A 17196-nucleotide genomic window follows, 5' to 3' on the forward strand; every position below is an offset into this window, starting at 1 on the left:
CCCTGCAAAGAGAATGCCAACAGCAGACTCCCCACATCTTGGGGCAGACACAAAGGCCAGGATGCTCGACCGCGGACCCCGGATCGCACGTACGCTGATGGGTATGTCCGTGTCGCCGCAGTCTGATCTGCCTTCAGTTGCTGACGTCGCCGGTGACGTTGCCGGTGTGGTCGAGCGGTTCACGCATGGGGCGACGCACGCGTTCGCATTCGGCGATGGCGGCGTTCCCGAAGCGGTTCTCGCGAGCTATGACCAGTACGACGATCTCGGCGGCGAGGACAAGCTCGGTAAGTACCGGGTCGTGGTCGCGCCCGAGGTGCTCGGCCGGCAATTGCCGGAGATGGTCGAGGCGATCCGCCGCGGGACATTCGGCCCGCCGGTACTGGTGGGCACAGATGTCGAGCCCGTGCTCGTGGTGATGTCGACACCGCAGTACCGCACCCTGCGCGGTGACGACGAGCCGCCTCCAGGCGTGATCGACGACCCGACCGTTCGCACCTACGACTCGGCACCGACACCGGGCAGCACCCCGTTCAGCGTGGAGGAGTGGGCCAAGGACGACCCGTTCACACAGCAGATTCTCGAGGAGATCCGCCAGGAACGCGGCACAACCGATGGCTGAGAACGAGCCGGAACGGCCGTTCCAGGTCCTGCTCAGCGAAGGCGCCGTCCAGGACCTAACACGAATGCGGGACGCGGCTGCCGCCGAGGCCCAGCAATACCCCGACGACAAGTCGCCTGCGCATAACGCGAACCGCACGCTCTACAAGAACGTCCTGCGTGAGCTGCAGGATCTCGAGACCGGATCGTCGAAGGGTCACCATGTGCTCGGCGCGCACCGACGTCTCGGTGACGGCCGGGACATCGTGGTATCCGAGATCGGCGACGGCACCGGGAAACCCAACCATCGACTGACGTTCCGGGAGATCCCCGGCCGGAACGCGGGCGGGACCGATGCCCGCGACGTGATCGCGATCGGCCCGCGGCACGCCGGCGAGAACAACGCCTACCAGCAGACGGCGATGCGCCTCGGGCGGTCGGCCGATCAGCAGCTCCCGCAGCTGGACCGGTTCGGTGAGGCACAGGTCGGCAGCGGCGGCAAGGCGCATCAGCGAAACCCCGTCCTGGACGCGAACCGCGCGATCGCGCACGCGTTCGACGGCCAAACACCGCTGTCCGGTTCGCGCCCGCTCAGCGGGACCGGCTTCGGTAGCCGGGCATCGTCGGGCGGCACAACCAGGCAAGCGAGTCGTCCGCTCAACCCGCAGCGTGGCGAGTAGAGCCCTGCTGTTTCCGCCCGGCTTCAGGCTTGCGGTGTTAGCGGCGGGACGTGCGGGTGCAGGTGCGGTACCAGCCGTAGGCTAGGAGGGCGCAGATGGCGCCGTTGAGGGCTCCTGCGCCGACGTCGGTCAGGTGGTGCATGCCGCGGTAGACCCGCGAGAACGCCACCAGAGACGGCATTGCGAGGCAGAGGATCACCGTCGTCCAGCGCAACCATTGGTTCTCGATGCCCAGCGCTAGGAGGGCGAACGCGAAGTACAGGCCGGTCGAGGCGCCGACGTGGCCGCTGGGGTAGCTCGCGGTTGGTGGTGACGGGTCGAGCCTGTCCACCTGCGGGCGGTCGCGGTCGACGACCTTGGCCGCGATGACGAAGATCAGCCCCTGCAGGGCGATCGCTACCGGTGCGACGAGCGCGAGGTGCAGCCTCCGGGTCCGCCACAACAGCAGGGACGACACGACGATGCACACCGCGATCACCCCCGCGGTGTTGCCGATCTGCGACCACACTGCGGTGATCGCGTTCCAGGTGCCACTCCGGTCGCCGGCAAGACCCCTGTTGACCGCCTCTTCGCCGTGGGAGATCCCATCGAGTGGTCCCTTCAGCGCCAGCCCGATGCCGATGATGAGTCCACCGAGCGCTACGCCGGGTGCGACGGTCCGGGTGAGGAGATGGACGCCGTCTTGCCGATGAACCCGATCCATGAGGAGAACATAATGCCTAGACCGAGGATGTACCCGGCAAGGATGTCCGACGGGAAGTGCGCGCCGATGAAGAGCCTGTCCAGACCGACGATCACAGGCACCACGATCGCGAGTACGACGGCGACGCGGCGCGCCGTAGCGGACAGCATCGGCCAGAGCAGGAAGACCAGGACGCCGGCTGCCAAGGTGATGTTCAGGGCGTGCCCGGAGGGAAACGAGTAGCCCTCGGCATGCGGCACCGGACCATCGACGACCGGCCGGGCGCGCTGCGTGATCGGTTTGGAAATGCCGCCGATTCCCCAGCCGACCATCATCGTCACGAACGCCCACAACGCCCGCCCCTTGAGCTTCTTGGACGTCCACACCCAGACCACTACCGTGGTCGCGACGAGGTACACGAAGATCGGCTGGCTGATCAACTGGATCACAGTCAGCGCGGGCAGCAGCCCATGCCGAACGCTGAACCCGGTGGCCGCGCGGCTGGCCGCGTCGTCGGCTCTGATCAACGGATCGAATTGCTGTCGCACCGCCAAACCCAGGATCACCACAGGCAGCGCAAACCCCAGCATCGCCAGGACACCACGCAACAACCGCCAACCCCGCGTCCGGACGACCGTCGTCGCACCTGCCCGCCGTGTCGCCATAGCCAACCTGTACCCATCGGGCACAGGCTCAAGGCGAGGAGCCATCAGTCGGCATGCTGTCGGCGGTCAGCCGGTCGGAGCGGTCCCCCAGGCGAGTTGGTCCACCATGGTGAGGCCTGTCGGGACCATCGTCTCCCGCCGGCCGTCTGCCGACATGACGAACAGATCCGTGCAGCAGCGGTCAGGATGGTTGCGGCTGCTCATGAACGCGATCCGGGTCCCGCTCGGTGAGTACGCCGGGACCGCGCTGAACAGCGGGTACGGCGTCTCCGTCAACTGGTCGGCGTGGTTGCCCGTCGACGAGACCGTCCAGACGTTGCCGCCCAGTCGACAGCAATTGGTGGAGATCGCGATACGACGACTGTCCGGCGACCAGTTGGGGTGGATCGCTTGCAGGACAGGAGGGCTGACGGCGCGGACATGGCTGCCGTCGGCGTTCATCACGTACACCTGGGAACTGATTCCGCCCGCGCCGAACCGAATGAACGCGATGCGACCATCGGAAGCGACCGCGGGCCAGAAGTCGGAGGAACCAGGCTCGGCGAACGCCGTCAGCGGCGTCAGTTGTGTTCCGTCGAGGCGGACCGAGTAGATCGCGCAACCTCGATCTTCCGGCGGGCACCGGACGAAGACCAGGCGTCGGCCGTCCGGGGTATAGCGCGGCGCGAAGTTCGAGAAGCCTGGCTCGTCCGAGAAGACCAGGTGTTGGTCCGTTCCGTCCGCAGCCATCGTGTAGAGACGCTGGATTCCCGAACTGTCACTGACGAACGCGATCCGTCGACCGTCCGGTGACCAGTTGGGGAACGCGGCGGAACTCCCCTCGGGGGTCTGCGTGATCTGGCGGAAGTGGGAGCCGTCCGGCGCGAGGGTGTAGATCTGCCCGGTGGCGAACGAGCTGATCGCCAGCAGGCCGTCGCGCGCGGTCGCCTGCGGGGCCGCGGCCGATGCCGACAGGGTGAGTCCGACGGTGAGCAGACCGGACGCCAGCACAGTAGCCAGCCGCCGCGAGCGCAGTACGTGAATCATTGGTCCTCCTTGCTTCGCCGGCAGGTGATCGCGGGCGTTGGACGGGCTACGGCTGGGGACCCCAGTCAGCCAGCACGAGATCGCCGGCATCGAGCAGTACGGCGACGTCGGAGCCGTCGGCGCTCATCGTGGCCAGTTGGCCGTTGAGATCGAAGACGATCTTGTGCCCGTCGGGCGAGTAGCGTCCGAAGTCCGACGATTGGCCGGCCGGGCGGTCGGTGATCTTCCTGACCGATTTGCCGTTGGGCCGGACGGTGTAGAGGTCACTGATCGGACGGTCGAAGTTGCTCGTGAACAGGATGCGGCTGCCGTCCGGCGAGTCGTCGGGCCAGAACGCCTCGAGATCGGGATCGGTCAGTTGTTTCAGGCCGCGGCCGTCCGGGCCGATCCGCCAGATGGTGGAGATGAAACCCTCCCGATTGCTGGCGAACAGGATCGTCCGACCGTCGGCGGACCAGTCCGCGAAGGCGTCGAACCAGTGACCGCCCGTCAGGATCCGAAGGCCGGTGCCGTCACTCTTGACCGTGGCGACCGTGCACTCGACGAATCCGAACGGCGACGTACACCGGGCGAACACGATGCGGCTCCCGTCCGGGGACCAGCGCGGGCCGAAGGCGTCGTGGCCGGGGTCGTTCAGAAGTTGCCGCTGCCCGGTGCCGTCGGCGCTCATCACCCTGAGCTGGAACGGACCTGTCTCGTTGCTGACGTACAGGATCCGGCGGCCGTCGGGCGAGTAGGCAGGATCGCCGGCCTGCTGGGGCGCGGTCAGGTGCGTCAGTTGCCGGGCATCCGTGCCGTCCGGCTTGATCGTGAAGACCTGTGAGTGGCCTTCGGTATCAGGATCAGGGAGGATGACGCCGACGGAGTACGCGATGCGGCCATTCGTCCTGCCCGGCCCCGCGGCGGCGCTGCCGGCCCCGACCGACCCGGCGACCAGCACAAGGATGGCGGTCGCAAGGCCCAGCCCTCTCCACCGTGCGACCGCAGCGGAATCATGCATGTCGAACCCCCTCGGGACGTGCGGCAACGACCGGCAACCACCCCTGCCCACCGAAGCTGCCGGCTACCTGCCGCCGTCAGCTCTGTCATCGACGCTCGCATCCCGCCGCCCGATCGGGCCAGTCGACCGTGTCACTCACTGACACGCCTGGGTCGATTCGCCCGACGCGGCGTACAGACAGGTCTAGGCCAGCGATGCGAAGGTGGGGTGGAGCCCATGGCGACCTACCCACGGAGGGGGCAGGTATGGACGATCACACCGTGACCGGCCGCGCGATGGCGATCCTCGAAGCCGTCGGCGCCGGGCTCGGACCGATGACTCTGTCGAAGTTGGTGGCCGAGACAGGCATCCCCAAGCCGAGCGTCCGTCGGATCGCGAACCGGCTTGTCGATCACCGCATCCTGCATCGGGAGTCCGGCGGCTACTCGCTCGGCCTGCATCTCGCCGAACTCGGGCAACTGGCTGCCAGGCAACTGGGGACGGCCGAGACAGCGTCACCGTTCATCCACGAACTCCATCAGCGCACCCGGCAGATCGCCTGGATCGGCACGGCCGGTGACGACGGCTTCGTCATGCTCGAGTCGTCGTTCGCGCTGAGACACTCACAGCTGATGGCGGCGGAGTGGCCGCCGCCAGCTCCGCCGGGTTTGTTCGGGGCTACCGCGGCCGGGCAACTCCTGCTCTCGACCCGGCCCCAGCTGGTCGACCTGTTCCTGCAGTCGGGGCCGACCCGGCTCACGCCGTACACGGTCACCAATCCGCAGCTGATCGTCCGCCGCCTGGAGCGAGTCGCGGAGACAGGACTGGCCATCGAGCGCGAGGAGACGCGCGTCGGCTGGTGGTGCGGTGCGGTGGTCATTCCTGGTCCCACCACCCCACACATCCTCGGCCTGACCGCCGAACTCCACGGGATGTCGCCGCACCGCGGACTACGCCAACTCCAACAGATCGCCGACGAGCTGACCTGCGAGCTGAAGTCGACGTAGCCCACGTCCGGGTCGGTGGAGCTCGATGATCGGTACTGTGAGGGCCGGCCGGATGGAAGGGAATCGCGTGCAGGTCGTTGTCGGTGCGGGTTGGATATTGAAGCTGGCCGGGTTGGTGGATCCGGCCGCGCGGGAGATGGTGGAGATGCAGTACCAGTGGCAGCGGCCGTTCGTGCTCGACTCCACCGCCGCAACTGTTGCCTTCGGCCTCAAACCGACGGCGACCGACGACGCACTCCGGGAAATGATCGGGAAGGGCAAGTAATGAGCTCCAACAGGCCAGGCCGCGGGTTCCGCCGCCTCATCGTCACGCTGGTCGTGCTGGCGGTGCTGGCGGTCGCAGTGGACCGGATCGCCGCGGTGGTCGCGCAGAACCAGCTCGCCTCGATGGCCACCAAGGAGGCCGCGAAGTACGACGTACGCTCGGCCGACACCTCGGTGAAGATCGGGGGTTTCGGGTTCTTCCCGCAGCTGTTCAAGGAGGACTTCTCCAAGGTCACGCTGACGATGGGGCAGCCGAAGCTGTCCAAGATCCCGGGTGAGAAGCTCACGGTCGACATGCACAGCGTGCATGTGCCGCGCTCCCTGCTGACAAAGCAGTCCGGTGCGGTGACCATCGACTCGACCGACCTGCGACTGCAGTTCTCGCCGCGCGAGTTGAGCAGGCTCGCCGTCGCGGCCACTGGGCTGGACGGGCTGAGCGTCGTCGCGGTCGACGGCAAGCTGCACGCGAAGCTGACGCTGGGCGGATCCAGCGCCGACGTACCGATCACTCCGCAGATCAGCAACGGCCGCCTGGCGCTGTCGGTCGACCAGCTACCGGACGGCATTCCGGCTGCCCTGCGGACCGCGCTGCAGAACCGTCTGGCCGACGGCATCGAGATCCCGAAACTCCCGTTCGGCGCCCAGGTCACCGGGGTCAACGTCCAGGACAACTCGGTCATCCTGACCGCTGCCGTACAGGACCTGAAGTTCAACTCCTGACTCCCTTGGGTTGCGATGGTTCGCGATATATCGTCGAACTATCGCAATCACTTTCGTAGGGACGGGTGGTCGAGATGACCGGATCGGCGTTCGCCGCGGGCTGGCCTTGGCAGCAGTTCGCGCGGCATTGTTCGAACTTCGACGACATTGTTGACGAGTTGCGCGCGGCGATGACCGGCGCACGGCGCGGGCACCAGAGGCACGAGCAGCGCTTCGGGCCGCAGTGGGGGATGTTCGGCGGCGGCCAGATGTTCGGTCCGCCGTGGGGTCCGCCGCCGCGGTGGCGCGGCCCGAAGGCCCGCAGGGGTGACGTTCGGGCGGCGATCCTCGCCGTACTGGCGGAGCAGCCGATGAACGGCTACCAGATCATCCAGGAGATCGCCGAGCGCAGCGGTGGCGTGTGGAAGCCGAGCCCCGGCTCGATCTACCCGACGCTGCAGCAGCTCGAGGACGAGGGCCTGGTGACGGCGGACGCCGCGGTCGGCCGGCGGACGTTCCAGCTCACGGACGAGGGGCGTGCGTACGTCGCCGCACACCAGGACGAGGTGTCCGCGCCGTGGGAGGCGATGAGCGCTCCCGCCGACGACGAGAACGGGTTCAAGCCGGTGCTCGGGCAGGTCGCGAGCGCGATGTGGCAGATCATGGCCAGCGGTACGCCGGAACAGCAGGCGAAGGCCCGCGAGGCGGTCGGTGACCTGCGCCGCAGGCTGTACGGCATCCTCGCCGAGGACGACGACAGCCCGGAGAACAACGAGCAGGACCGGGCATGACCTCGCCCGACCGGGGCCGACCCCGTCGGGGCGGTCCTGGCGCCCGCCGCGGGCGCGAACGGCAGGGCTGGAACGGATCGGGCTGGAACGGGCCAGGCTGGAACGGGCCGGGCGACTGGCAGCAGAACGGTTGGGGCGGCCGCGGTTGGGTCGGCGACTGGCGCGAGACCGGATTCGACGAGCCGCAGGATGCGCGGCGGCGCAACGACGGACCTGCGAAGCGGGTGCGGATCGGCGACGCCGAGCGGGACCAGGCTGTGTCGTTGCTCAGTGACCACTTCGTCGCGGGGCGGCTGACGCAGGCCGAGTTCGAGGAGCGCAGCGAGCAGGCGACACGATCGCGGTACAACGACGAGCTCGAGCCGCTGTTCGACGACCTACCGACCTCTCGGGAGCTGCAGCTCGCGCAACGCGGCCCGGCCGGCGTACGACGCAGGCCCGGCCCACCGCCGCCGTTCCTGATGCTGATGCCGTTCCTGATGATCGGCTTGGTAATCAGCTCGGTCGCCCTGACCGCGCCGTGGTTGCTGTGGGGCGTGTTCTGGATCGTCCTGATCAGCGGCATGTCCAAGCGCCGCTGGCACAACAACTACCGTCGCTGACGGGCCCGCGGGATCTCCTCCGCAAACTCGACGACGAAACCATCCGGGTCGGCAACGTGGACCGTCCGATGTCCCCACGGACGGTCCGCCGGCCCGCTCAACACTTGTACGCCGGCCGCGACCAACCGCTCGGCGTACGCATCCACGCCGTCAACCAGCACCACCACTTCCCCACCCGCACCCGGCGTCACGTCCCGCCCGGTCAACCACTCCGCCCGCCGCCGCTCGTACAACGCGAACCGCACTCCCCCGGCGTCGAACTCCGCGTACCCCGCATCGGTGAACTTGTACGCGAACCCCACCACATCCCGGTAGAACGCCACAGACCGCTCCAGCTCCGCGACGTACAAAATGACGTACCCGATGTCCATACGCGGACGCTACCCGCCCGTTGTCACTGCAGATGGTTGCATATAAGCTACCCCTGATGGATGCGGGAGAGTTGGTGAGAAAGGCTCGGCAAGACGCCGGGCTGTCGCGGCGTGCGCTCGCAGCCAGAGCCGGGGTTCCTACCTCGACGGTTTCGCGCATCGAGGTCGGCTCGACCGATCCGACGCTGACCATGCTGTCTCGACTGATCGCGGCCTCGGGCCGCCATTTGTCCGTCACGATGGACAGCGTCACGCCGGGCGGTGGGCTATCGATCGAGAGTCTCACCGAGGCGTTCTCGCCTGACACAGGAGTTCGCAGGGTCAATTGGGCTCGCCTGCGCGGATTTCTCGACCGCCTCGTCGCTGAGCCGCACCTCACAGCGGAGGCGATCGAGACTCCCCCGCACCGGACCGGAGACCCTGCCTTCGATGCACTCCTTGCCGGCATCGCGGAGAAGCTTGCCGACGACACCGGGATCCCACGACCTCGATGGACCCGCTCGGTTCCTGCGTCGCCCACTCCCTGGGAAGCTCCAGGTATGCCGTCGCGCGTCCGGCGAGCACGTGCGCAGGCGCCCGCCCAACTAGCCGCCCGCAACATCTGGCTGGCCGAGCACGATCTCTGGCGTGACGCGGCGTGAGTCGCCGTAGTACACCCCAGCCCGGACCCACGACGACATGACGGTCCTCTGGCCGAGGTGTGGGTTCTCTGACGCCCAGGCGGCAGTGGACGCGTACTACCAGGCTTATCCATTCGAGGAGCACGACCCACATCTCGTGGACTACGTACAGCAGATCGCAGACCAGGCTGAGCCGAGCTAATTGTCGGCGCCGGTCCGTAGGGTCGCGGGCATGTACGGCGGAGTGTTGATTCTGGAGAGCCTGAAGGTTGGGACAGAGTTGGATGGGCTCCAGTTGGCGGTGCGGAAGATCAGCCGGATTGCCGTGGGCAATGCGTCGGCCGATCAACCGGCGGTGTGGTCTCTGCTGGAGTTCGAGGTGGAGCGTGGGGAAGAGTTGGCCGAGGTGTTGTCGCGGGTGCTCGACGGTCCCGGTTGGTATGCCGACTTCCATGACGACCGGGAGATCTTCGTGGTGTTTCCGGGGCGCGTGTTCCGGTATGCGCGCGGAGACGACCGGGCGCGCGAGGAGGCGAAGGAATTCGGGCGTGGCCTGGCAATTCCGGAGGCTCAACTGGACTGGACGCGGTAGTCCTGGGAGAGGATTACGACATGGCGAAGGTGCGGGTGGAGAACTTCACGATCACCCTGGATGGGTACAGCACGGGGCTCGGGCAACGGATGGATGCGCCGTTCGGTGACCGGATGGAGGGGCTGCACGACTGGATGTTCGCGGCGTTCGAGGACCGTGATGCCGGGCGGGGTGGGATCGACGCGGAGCAGGTAAGCCGGTATGCCGAGGGGTCCGGTGCGACGATCATGGGGCGCAACATGTTCGGGCCGTTCCGCGGTCCGTGGGAGGACGAGTCGTGGACCGGGTGGTGGGGTCCCAACCCGCCGTACCACCACGATGTCTTCGTGCACACGCACCACCAGCGTCCCGACCTGTCGATGGAGGGCGGCACGACGTTCCATTTCACCGACGAGCCGGTGGAGAAGGTGCTGGACCGGGCACTCACCGCGGCGAACGGCAAGGACGTGGTGATCGGGGGCGGCGCGACAACCGTCCAGCAGTACCTGCGGGCCGGCCTCATCGATATCTTGCATGTCGTCGTCGTGCCGATGCTGGCGGGCGCCGGTGAGCGGCTGTTCGACAACGTGACCGATGCCCTGGGCAACTATAAGGTCGCGAGCACGATCAGCTCACCGCGGGCAACTCATGTGGAGATCGTTCGACGATGACGACAGTACTGCGCTACGCCGCGTTCACGTCTGATCCGGCCGGTGGGAATCCGGCCGGGGTGGTGCTCGACGCGAGGGGGTTGGACGACGAGGCGATGCAGGCGATCGCCGCGGAGGTTGGATACTCCGAGACCGCCTTCGTCGTCGATGGATCGGTGCGGTACTTCTCGCCCAAGGCCGAGGTGCCGTTCTGCGGGCATGCGACGGTGGCGACCGCTGTCGCGTTGGCGGAGCGGGACGGGCCGGGCGAGTTCGTGTTCTCGACCCAGGCCGGGCTGGTGCCGGTGACCGTGGATGACGGACTGCGCGCCACGCTCACCAGCGTCGAGCCGTCCGTCGAGCCGGCCGGGGACCTGACAGATGTCCTCGACATCCTGCGTTGGGAAGCGACGGAGCTCGACCCGGAGCTGCCGGCAAGGATCGCGTACGCCGGAGCGCGGCATCTCGTGCTGAGTGCGGCGACCCGGCAACGACTTGCCGACCTGGACTACGACTTCGATCGCCTGCTGGCGTACATGCTCGAGCGCGACCTGACCACGCTGCAGCTCGTGTGGCGCGAGTCGCCGACCACGTTCCACGTGCGGGACCCGTTCCCGGTCGGTGGGGTCGTCGAGGATCCGGCCACCGGTGCGGCGGCGGCGGCGTTCGGCGCCTACCTGCGCGAGCTCGGGCTCGGCCAGCCCACGATCACGCTGCACCAAGGCGACGACCTGGGCCGGCCGAGCCTCATCACGGTCGAGCTGAAACCGGATGACAATCGCGTGCGAGTCAGCGGCAACGCCGTACCGATCACGGCACCCGCGTGAGCCACTCCTCGGTGCCGAACTTCTCCGCAACCCGTTCCTGGGCGAGCTCGACCGTCGCGTCGTCGATCGTCCCGGCGTCCAGGCCGTAGCGGCTCCGGAACGTCCCGACCATCCGCGAGATCACCTCCGCACGGTCGAGACCGGTCTGGCTGCGCAGCGGGTCGACGCGTTTGTTCGCGCTCGGGGTCCCCTTGTCGGACAGCTTCTCGCGGCCGATCCGCAGTACCTCGAGCATCTTGTCGGCGTCCATGTCGTAGGCCATCGTCACGTGGTGCAGCACCGCGCCGCCCGCGAACCGCTTCTGCGCCGCGCCCGCGATCTTGCCGGCCGGCGAGGTGATGTCGTTGATCGGCTGGTACGTCGCCGCGATGCCGAGATCGTTGAGCGCGCCAATGACCCAGTCGTCGAGGAACGCGTACGACTCGATGAACGACAGGCCGGAGACGAGCGATTCCGGAACGTACAGCGAGTAGGTGATCGTGTTACCCGGCTCGACGAACATCGCGCCGCCGCCGCTGATCCGCCGTACGACAGTCACGTCGTGGCGGGCCGCGCCGTCCAGGTCGACCTCGTTGCGCAGCGACTGGAAGCTGCCGATGATCACCGCGTTCGATGCCCACTCCCAGACACGCAGCGTCGGCGGACGTTCACCTGACCCGACCTGCTCGGTGAGTACTTCGTCGAGCGCCATCTGCAACGCGGGATCGCGCGGTACGTCGTGCACGAACTCCCACTGGTGGTCGCGCCAACCGGTTGCCCCGGTCAACGCACGCCGTACGGCGACCGCGACTGCCTCCGGGGAGAACCCGATCATCTCGACGCCGTCGCCCAGCACACCACGCACCCGCGCGGCGATCTGCGCCGCGGGCAACGCGATCGGCAGGCCGGCCAAGGCGCCGTTGATCCGCTCGAGCGCATCGTCCGGTTCGAGGAAGAAGTCGCCGGAGATCTGAGCGGTCCGGACATGTTCGTCGACCACATCGAGATCTGCGACGACGAGCTTCCCACCAGGCACCTTGTACTCACCATGCATACTCAGCTCAACTGGTGGCCGGCGAGGCTTGTTCCCGCTCCAGGATGAGCCGGACCTCGTCACCGACCGCGGCGCCCGCCGCCTTCAGGGCCGCCTTGCTGACCCCGACGCAGAATCCGCCGCCCGCGACCAGCATCGTGCTCCCCGCGAAGTCCGCGCCGTTCAGGGTTCCGAGCACTCGTCGCTGCTTGCGGCCGCCTAGTTGCTCGACGCAATCAGCCGGTACGTCGACCACCGCGAGCCCGCCCGGTTTCGCCGGATCCCAGCGCCGGACCGCGGCGGTGAACTCAACTGTCGTGCTCATCCGAACCGCCCCCTTCAAGCGCACTTCAGCCTAGACTCCCGAGCATGGCGGAGATGAGCATGAACAAGGCGATCCATGCCGCCGTACGGCGGGATCTCGATCGTTTCCTTGACGCGTTGGGGCGGTTCCCGGACGGGGACCGCGAGCGGGCCGAGCAGTTGGCGACGGCCTGGCAGAACTTCGACGAGCAGCTCACCCGGCACCACGAGGGTGAACACGACACCGCGTGGCCGGCGCTGGAGAAGGTCGGCGTGAGCCGTGACGTGCTCGCGGAGTTGGATGCCGAGCACGACGCGATGGCGAACGCACTCGCCGCGGCGGGTACGGCGATGGGCAAGTTGCGGAAGTCAGCGAGCCATGCCGACGCGGTCGCCGCCGAAACCGCGATGCGCGAGCTCCAGCGGGTCACCGTCATACACCTCGAACACGAGGAGGCGGAGATCGAGCCCGTCTACCTGGCGAAGAAGGACAGCCCCGAGATCAAGGCGATGGGCCGCGAGTTCGCCAAGGTCGGCCCCGTCCAAGGCGGCACCTTCTTCGCCTGGGCCCTCGACGGCGCCGCCCCCGAGGAGTCCGAAGCCATCACCCACACCGTCCCCAAACCAGTCCTCACCGTAATAACAGGCCTCTTCGGCCGCACCTACCGCAAATCGGTAGCCCCGGTCTGGCGCTCCTGACCTCCGCGGCGACTCGCGGGAGGATTACGCGGCCTGCTTGAGTTGTGCGGCGACTTGCCAGACTCGGGAGCGGACTGTGTCGATGTCGGCGGAGGCGTCGACCTCGTGGTGGATGCCGCGGTTGGCGTAGAAGTGGATCAGCGGGGCGGTTTGCTCGTGGTAGATCTCGAAGCGGCGCCGGATGACTACTTCGGTGTCGTCGGAGCGGTGCTCGATCTCGGCGCGGCGGAGCAGCCGGTGGACCAACGAGTCGACCGCAACCTGGAGAACCAGCGCTGCGTCGAGAGAACGCCCTTGCTCGTCGAGGATGTCGTCCAGTACGCCGGCCTGGTGGAGGGTGCGTGGGTAGCCGTCCAGGACGAAGCCCGCATCGGCGTCCGCAGCCGCGAGCCGATCCCGGACCATTGCGTTGGTGACCTCGTCGGGCACGTACTCGCCCGCGTCGAGGTAGCGCTTGGCCGTCTGCCCGAGCTCGGTGCCGTCCGCGATGTTGCGCCGGAACAGATCACCGGTGGAGATGACGGGCACCCCGAGATGCTCGGCCAGGTGACCCGCGTGCGTCCCTTTGCCCGCCCCCGGCGGCCCCATCAGCAAGACAGTGGTCACGGCACCCTCCTGACCCTCGGTAAGTCCCAAAGAATATGGGACCTTCCGCGACGACGGTACGGCGTACGTCACTCCGGCTTTCGGGAATATGTCACACCGCGCATAACTGTCCGGAATCAGTACTTCTCGAGCAAATCCCACGGGGACGGGCAGGGCCGGATCGGCACCCGTGCGATCCGGCCGACTCGGCGGCACATGTGCCGGGTCGCTTTGAAAGTCGATCCGGCCGAGCGCCGCCGCGGCCGGGCAGTCGACCGTCGCCGAACTCAACCGGATCCAGGTGCCTTCCGGCTCAGAAGATCATCTCCGGCCGAAGCTCGATGATGTCGCCCGGCCCCGCGAATTTCGCCGCCAGCTCCTCGGCCCGCTCCCGCGTCGCGCAGTCCAGCACGAAGAATCCGGCCAGCTGCTCCTTCGACTCGGCGTACGGACCGTCGGTGCTCACCGGCCGTTTGCCCTCCCAACGGAACGTCCGCGTCGTCGACGGCGCGTCCAGCGCCAGCCCGCTGACCAGCTCACCGGACGCGGACAGTTCGGCGAGCATCGCGTCGAACTCCTTGCCCATCGCCTCCCGCTCGTCGGCCGGGATCGACCGGCCCACCTCGGTGAAGTCGATCGTCGGGTGACCCCACGGCTGCGGGTTGGAGTGGATCAGAACCACGTACTTCATCATGACCTCCAGTCTCAGCCGGTACGCCGTACTGCGCCCCGGCACCGATGACGTCGGAGGCCCGGTCGCGGCCTCGACATTTCTTCTCGATGTATTCCAGCTCACATCCGGTCACACTCGCCCGGCCGGGATCCGTCAGCCCGTTTAGACGCGAGGAGAGGAACACATCATGAGCACGATTCTGGTGACGGGCGGGACCGGGACCATCGGGCGCCACGCCGTGCCGCTGCTGCAGGCCGCCGGGTGCAAGGTCCGGGTTCTGAGCCGGCACGCCCACGACCGCGGCGACGGCGTCGAGTACCTGGCGGTCGATCTGCTGAAAGGCGACGGACTGGACCAGGCTGTGGGCGGCGTGGACGTCATCCTGCACCTCGCCGGTGGGCCGAAGGGCGATGACATCGGCACCCGCAACCTGGTCAAGGCGGCCGAGCGGGCCGGGGTCGGCCACCTGGTGCACATCTCGGTGACCGCGGTCGACCAGCTGCCGCTGACGTACTTCAAGTCGAAGCTCGGCGCCGAGCAGGCCGTCCTGCAGTCGTCCGTGCCGTCGTCCGTACTGCGGGTCGCCCAGCTGCACGACTTCGCCTGGAACACAGCCCGGATGATGGCGAAGCTGCCCATCCTGCCGATGCCGGGCGGCGTCCGATTCCAGCCGGTCGACGGCCGGGACGTGGCCCAGCGCCTCGTCGAGCTCGCACTCGGTGAGCCGCAGGGCCTCGTGCCAGACCTGGTGGGCCCGAAGGTTTACAGCCTGTCAGAACTCGCTCACGACTATCTGCGGGCCACCGGCAAGCACCGGGTGTCACTCCCGGTCCGGGTGCCCGGCAAGGCCGGCAAGGTGTATCGAGCCGGCAAGAACCTCACCCTGACCGGCGCTGACTTCGGGACTCACACCTGGGAAGACTTCGTCGCCGCGCAGGTGTAAGGCTCCAGCAGTTCATCCAGGTCCGGCGTACGCCGCCGTGCGATCCCGGCGAGGAAGTCCGCCACCTGCACCCGCGGATCGTGCTTGGAATCGACCTGTGTGAACGAGTGCAACGGTGGCGGCTCCGCCTGCCCCGCCTGCTCGGCCAGGAAGGCTCCCAGCCTCGCCACCCGGCCAGGGGTCAGCGCGCTCTGCTCGTCGTGCACCACGGCGACCGACCGATGGCCGGCGCTCCAGTACATGACCGTCTCGGCGAGCGCCGGCACCAGCGGCTCGAGTGGTGGCGGGATCTCCGGATCCTCGTCGATCAGCCGCTGCATCACCTTCTCGACCCGGGCCCGGGTGACCGCACGCAACGCAGGTACGTCGGCCGGCATCGTCGCGAAGAACCGGTCCACGGCGTCGTGGTCCATCAGCCGCACGCGCTTGGTCCGGGCCAGATCCACGAACGCCGCCAGGAACCCGGTCCGCAACCTCAGCGCAGCCACGGTCTCGGAATGATCCGTGCCGAGGCTCGTCCCGGCGCCGTACGACGGCTCCTCGGTGAACAGCTCGACGACCCGCGCCGCGACGTACGAGGTCTTGTCGATGACGTGGACGTGGGCATGCCCGCGGAGCGTGGTGAGTAGCCATTCGAGTGCGGGCCGCTGCTCGGGTCGCAGTAATTGGTTGGACTTGTACTCCGTGCGCTGGCGCAGGCGGGTTCGCAGTACTGCGATGATGCCTGCGGCCGCGGGTACGTCGAGATCGACGCTCCCGTGGGTGATGACGGGTGAGGCGGGGTCGAGCAGGTTGGTTCCGGAGAACCCCGACTCGTCGCACGCGATTTCGAACTGGGTACTCATACGCAAGCTCCAAGGCTGAAGGACTGCACGCTTCGGGGCCCGTCCGCGGGACGGGCGTGATCAGGTCGCGCGCCAGGCTTCATCGGGCGCGATGCGATCAGTGAGCGGCAGCAGCCTTGGCAGACATGCGACCCATCATGGTCCGGCCGACAGCCGGACACCAGTGAATTCCTACGACTTGCGGCCGAGTGCGACCAGGAGGAGCTGGCCGGCGCCGGTGGAGCTGAGCGTCTGCTCGTCGGGCGGCCACCACGCCGTCAGGTCGACCAGCCCGGGCTTGACCAGCTCGAGCCCGCCGAGGAGCTCCTCCGTCTCGGTCCTGGTGCGGAACCGGATCTGCGGGAAGACGTCCCGCAGCTTCTCCTCGATGGCGGTCGAGAACTCCGCCAGCCGGCCACCGTCGCGCGGGTTGAGCGGATTGGTGAGCGCCAGATAGGACCCGGACGGCACGGCGGCCACGTAATCCGCGATGACCCGGACAGCCTTCGGGCTCGGGACGTTGTGCAGCACCAGCCCGAGCAGGATCCCGACCGGTCGGGTGAGGTCGAGCCCCGCGGTCACATCCGGATGATTGAGTACGGCGGCCGGGTCGGTCAGGTCGACGCCGGCGAAGAAGCTGCGCTTGTCGTCGGCGAGCAGGGCCTGACCGTGCGAGATCGCGGTCAGGTCGTTGTCGACGTACACGACCTTCGCGGCAGCGTTGGCGCGCTGCGCGATCTCGTGCGTGTTGAGCGCGGTGGGCAGACCGGCGCCGAGGTCGAGGAACTGGTCGATCCCGCCCTCGGTCGTCATCCGGCCGATCGCCTCGGCCAGCCAGCGCCGGTTCTGTCTGGTCAGCTCAGGCAGTTCGGGCGCGATCTTCAGCAGCTCCTGGACGAAACGCCGGTCGACCTCGAAGTTGTTCTTGCCGCCGAGCAGCAGGTCGTAGACCCGCGCCTGGGACGCGCGGTCGAGGTCGATCAGGTCCAGCTGCCCATAGTCCGGCATGACCTGCTCCACCTCCGTTCCGTCATCCGAAAACCGGGATTGCCGGAAGGCTATCCAGCGAATGGGCCGAGCGCCGCACCGGGGCTCGATTGTGGAACCTCCGGGTCTGGCTGTC

Annotated in this window: 24 protein-coding genes; 13 read left to right on the top strand and 11 right to left on the bottom strand. The window is 67.8% G+C overall.

Going from position 1 to position 17196, the window contains the following annotated elements:
* Window positions 1–103: 103 nt before the first annotated feature.
* A complete protein-coding gene (locus tag AB0J62_RS03985) occupies window positions 104–622 on the top strand; it encodes a hypothetical protein (protein ID WP_363864145.1) in 519 nt (172 codons plus the stop codon).
* Window positions 615–1280, top strand: a complete 666-nt coding sequence (locus tag AB0J62_RS03990; protein WP_363864147.1) for a hypothetical protein — start codon at window positions 615–617, stop codon at window positions 1278–1280. Before AB0J62_RS03985 ends, AB0J62_RS03990 begins: the two co-directional genes overlap by 8 nt.
* 37 nt (window positions 1281–1317) lie before the next feature.
* On the opposite strand, the gene AB0J62_RS03995 is transcribed toward AB0J62_RS03990, so the two are convergent.
* The 4 genes from AB0J62_RS03995 to AB0J62_RS04010 form a co-directional block, all read right to left on the bottom strand.
* Window positions 1318–1983 (bottom strand): phosphatase PAP2 family protein, encoded by a 666-nt coding sequence (locus tag AB0J62_RS03995; RefSeq protein ID WP_363864149.1) that lies wholly within the window; start codon window positions 1981–1983, stop codon window positions 1318–1320.
* Entirely contained in the window at window positions 1920–2627 is a 708-nt protein-coding gene (locus AB0J62_RS04000) for a phosphatase PAP2 family protein (RefSeq protein WP_363864151.1), read from the bottom strand. Before AB0J62_RS04000 ends, AB0J62_RS03995 begins: the two co-directional genes overlap by 64 nt.
* Window positions 2628–2693: 66 nt before the next feature.
* Window positions 2694–3653, bottom strand: coding sequence for a hypothetical protein (locus AB0J62_RS04005; RefSeq protein WP_363864153.1), 960 nt, complete (start codon window positions 3651–3653; stop codon window positions 2694–2696).
* A 46-nt stretch (window positions 3654–3699) separates the two neighbouring features.
* Window positions 3700–4653: a hypothetical protein gene (locus AB0J62_RS04010; protein ID WP_363864155.1), complete on the bottom strand. Its 954-nt coding sequence runs from the start codon at window positions 4651–4653 to the stop codon at window positions 3700–3702.
* 245 nt (window positions 4654–4898) lie between these two features.
* Here AB0J62_RS04010 and AB0J62_RS04015 point away from each other — a divergent pair, with 245 nt between their 5' ends.
* The 5 genes from AB0J62_RS04015 to AB0J62_RS04035 all read left to right on the top strand — a co-directional run bounded on the left by AB0J62_RS04015 (window position 4899) and on the right by AB0J62_RS04035 (window position 7995).
* On the top strand, window positions 4899–5639 hold the full coding sequence (locus AB0J62_RS04015) for a helix-turn-helix domain-containing protein (protein ID WP_363864157.1): 741 nt from the start codon (window positions 4899–4901) through the stop codon (window positions 5637–5639).
* A 25-nt stretch (window positions 5640–5664) separates the two neighbouring features.
* Window positions 5665–5904: a hypothetical protein gene (locus AB0J62_RS04020; RefSeq protein ID WP_363864159.1), complete on the top strand. Its 240-nt coding sequence runs from the start codon at window positions 5665–5667 to the stop codon at window positions 5902–5904.
* A complete protein-coding gene (locus tag AB0J62_RS04025; protein ID WP_363864161.1) occupies window positions 5904–6623 on the top strand; it encodes a DUF2993 domain-containing protein in 720 nt (239 codons plus the stop codon). The genes AB0J62_RS04020 and AB0J62_RS04025 overlap by 1 nt, the downstream gene beginning before the upstream one ends.
* Before the next feature lie 74 nt (window positions 6624–6697).
* On the top strand, window positions 6698–7393 hold the full coding sequence (locus tag AB0J62_RS04030; RefSeq protein ID WP_363864163.1) for a PadR family transcriptional regulator: 696 nt from the start codon (window positions 6698–6700) through the stop codon (window positions 7391–7393).
* Complete coding sequence (locus AB0J62_RS04035) at window positions 7390–7995, top strand: DUF1707 domain-containing protein (RefSeq protein WP_363864165.1); 606 nt, start codon at window positions 7390–7392, stop codon at window positions 7993–7995. Before AB0J62_RS04030 ends, AB0J62_RS04035 begins: the two co-directional genes overlap by 4 nt.
* Here the strand turns inward: AB0J62_RS04035 and AB0J62_RS04040 are convergent.
* Complete coding sequence (locus tag AB0J62_RS04040; protein WP_363864167.1) at window positions 7983–8366, bottom strand: VOC family protein; 384 nt, start codon at window positions 8364–8366, stop codon at window positions 7983–7985. The genes AB0J62_RS04035 and AB0J62_RS04040 overlap by 13 nt on opposite strands.
* 74 nt (window positions 8367–8440) lie before the next feature.
* On the opposite strand from AB0J62_RS04040, the gene AB0J62_RS04045 reads away from it, so the two are divergent.
* From AB0J62_RS04045 to AB0J62_RS04060, 4 genes are all read left to right on the top strand, one after another.
* Window positions 8441–9007, top strand: coding sequence for a helix-turn-helix transcriptional regulator (locus tag AB0J62_RS04045; RefSeq protein WP_363864169.1), 567 nt, complete (start codon window positions 8441–8443; stop codon window positions 9005–9007).
* A 211-nt stretch (window positions 9008–9218) separates the two neighbouring features.
* On the top strand, window positions 9219–9578 hold the full coding sequence (locus AB0J62_RS04050; protein ID WP_363864171.1) for a hypothetical protein: 360 nt from the start codon (window positions 9219–9221) through the stop codon (window positions 9576–9578).
* 20 nt (window positions 9579–9598) lie between these two features.
* Window positions 9599–10228 (top strand): dihydrofolate reductase family protein, encoded by a 630-nt coding sequence (locus AB0J62_RS04055; protein ID WP_363864173.1) that lies wholly within the window; start codon window positions 9599–9601, stop codon window positions 10226–10228.
* The gene (locus tag AB0J62_RS04060; protein ID WP_363864175.1) at window positions 10225–11034 is read left to right on the top strand and encodes a PhzF family phenazine biosynthesis isomerase; all 810 of its coding nucleotides are present in this window, start codon (window positions 10225–10227) and stop codon (window positions 11032–11034) included. The genes AB0J62_RS04055 and AB0J62_RS04060 overlap by 4 nt, the downstream gene beginning before the upstream one ends.
* On the opposite strand, the gene AB0J62_RS04065 is transcribed toward AB0J62_RS04060, so the two are convergent.
* Both AB0J62_RS04065 and AB0J62_RS04070 read right to left on the bottom strand, forming a co-directional pair.
* On the bottom strand, window positions 11018–12067 hold the full coding sequence (locus tag AB0J62_RS04065; RefSeq protein WP_363864177.1) for a biotin/lipoate A/B protein ligase family protein: 1050 nt from the start codon (window positions 12065–12067) through the stop codon (window positions 11018–11020). The genes AB0J62_RS04060 and AB0J62_RS04065 overlap by 17 nt on opposite strands.
* A gap of 7 nt (window positions 12068–12074) precedes the next feature.
* Complete coding sequence (locus AB0J62_RS04070) at window positions 12075–12371, bottom strand: DUF1905 domain-containing protein (protein WP_363864179.1); 297 nt, start codon at window positions 12369–12371, stop codon at window positions 12075–12077.
* A gap of 44 nt (window positions 12372–12415) precedes the next feature.
* On the opposite strand from AB0J62_RS04070, the gene AB0J62_RS04075 reads away from it, so the two are divergent.
* Window positions 12416–13048, top strand: coding sequence for a hemerythrin domain-containing protein (locus tag AB0J62_RS04075; protein ID WP_363864181.1), 633 nt, complete (start codon window positions 12416–12418; stop codon window positions 13046–13048).
* A 24-nt stretch (window positions 13049–13072) separates the two neighbouring features.
* Here the strand turns inward: AB0J62_RS04075 and AB0J62_RS04080 are convergent, their stop codons facing one another.
* Together AB0J62_RS04080 and AB0J62_RS04085 are read right to left on the bottom strand one after the other, a co-directional pair.
* Window positions 13073–13654, bottom strand: coding sequence for an adenylate kinase (locus AB0J62_RS04080; RefSeq protein WP_363864183.1), 582 nt, complete (start codon window positions 13652–13654; stop codon window positions 13073–13075).
* 292 nt (window positions 13655–13946) lie between these two features.
* Window positions 13947–14327, bottom strand: coding sequence for a YciI family protein (locus AB0J62_RS04085; protein WP_363864185.1), 381 nt, complete (start codon window positions 14325–14327; stop codon window positions 13947–13949).
* 166 nt (window positions 14328–14493) lie between these two features.
* Here AB0J62_RS04085 and AB0J62_RS04090 point away from each other — a divergent pair, with 166 nt between their 5' ends.
* A complete protein-coding gene (locus AB0J62_RS04090) occupies window positions 14494–15249 on the top strand; it encodes an NAD(P)H-binding protein (RefSeq protein WP_363864187.1) in 756 nt (251 codons plus the stop codon).
* Here the strand turns inward: AB0J62_RS04090 and AB0J62_RS04095 are convergent.
* Together AB0J62_RS04095 and AB0J62_RS04100 are read right to left on the bottom strand one after the other, a co-directional pair.
* The gene (locus AB0J62_RS04095) at window positions 15213–16094 is read right to left on the bottom strand and encodes a DUF3800 domain-containing protein (protein WP_363864189.1); all 882 of its coding nucleotides are present in this window, start codon (window positions 16092–16094) and stop codon (window positions 15213–15215) included. The two genes, AB0J62_RS04090 and AB0J62_RS04095, sit on opposite strands and share 37 nt — an antisense overlap.
* A gap of 171 nt (window positions 16095–16265) precedes the next feature.
* On the bottom strand, window positions 16266–17081 hold the full coding sequence (locus AB0J62_RS04100) for an SAM-dependent methyltransferase (protein WP_363864191.1): 816 nt from the start codon (window positions 17079–17081) through the stop codon (window positions 16266–16268).
* Window positions 17082–17196 lie beyond the last annotated feature (115 nt).

The organism is Kribbella sp. NPDC049584 (assembly GCF_040675555.1).
In the GTDB taxonomy this organism is placed as follows: Bacteria; Actinomycetota; Actinomycetes; order Propionibacteriales; family Kribbellaceae; genus Kribbella.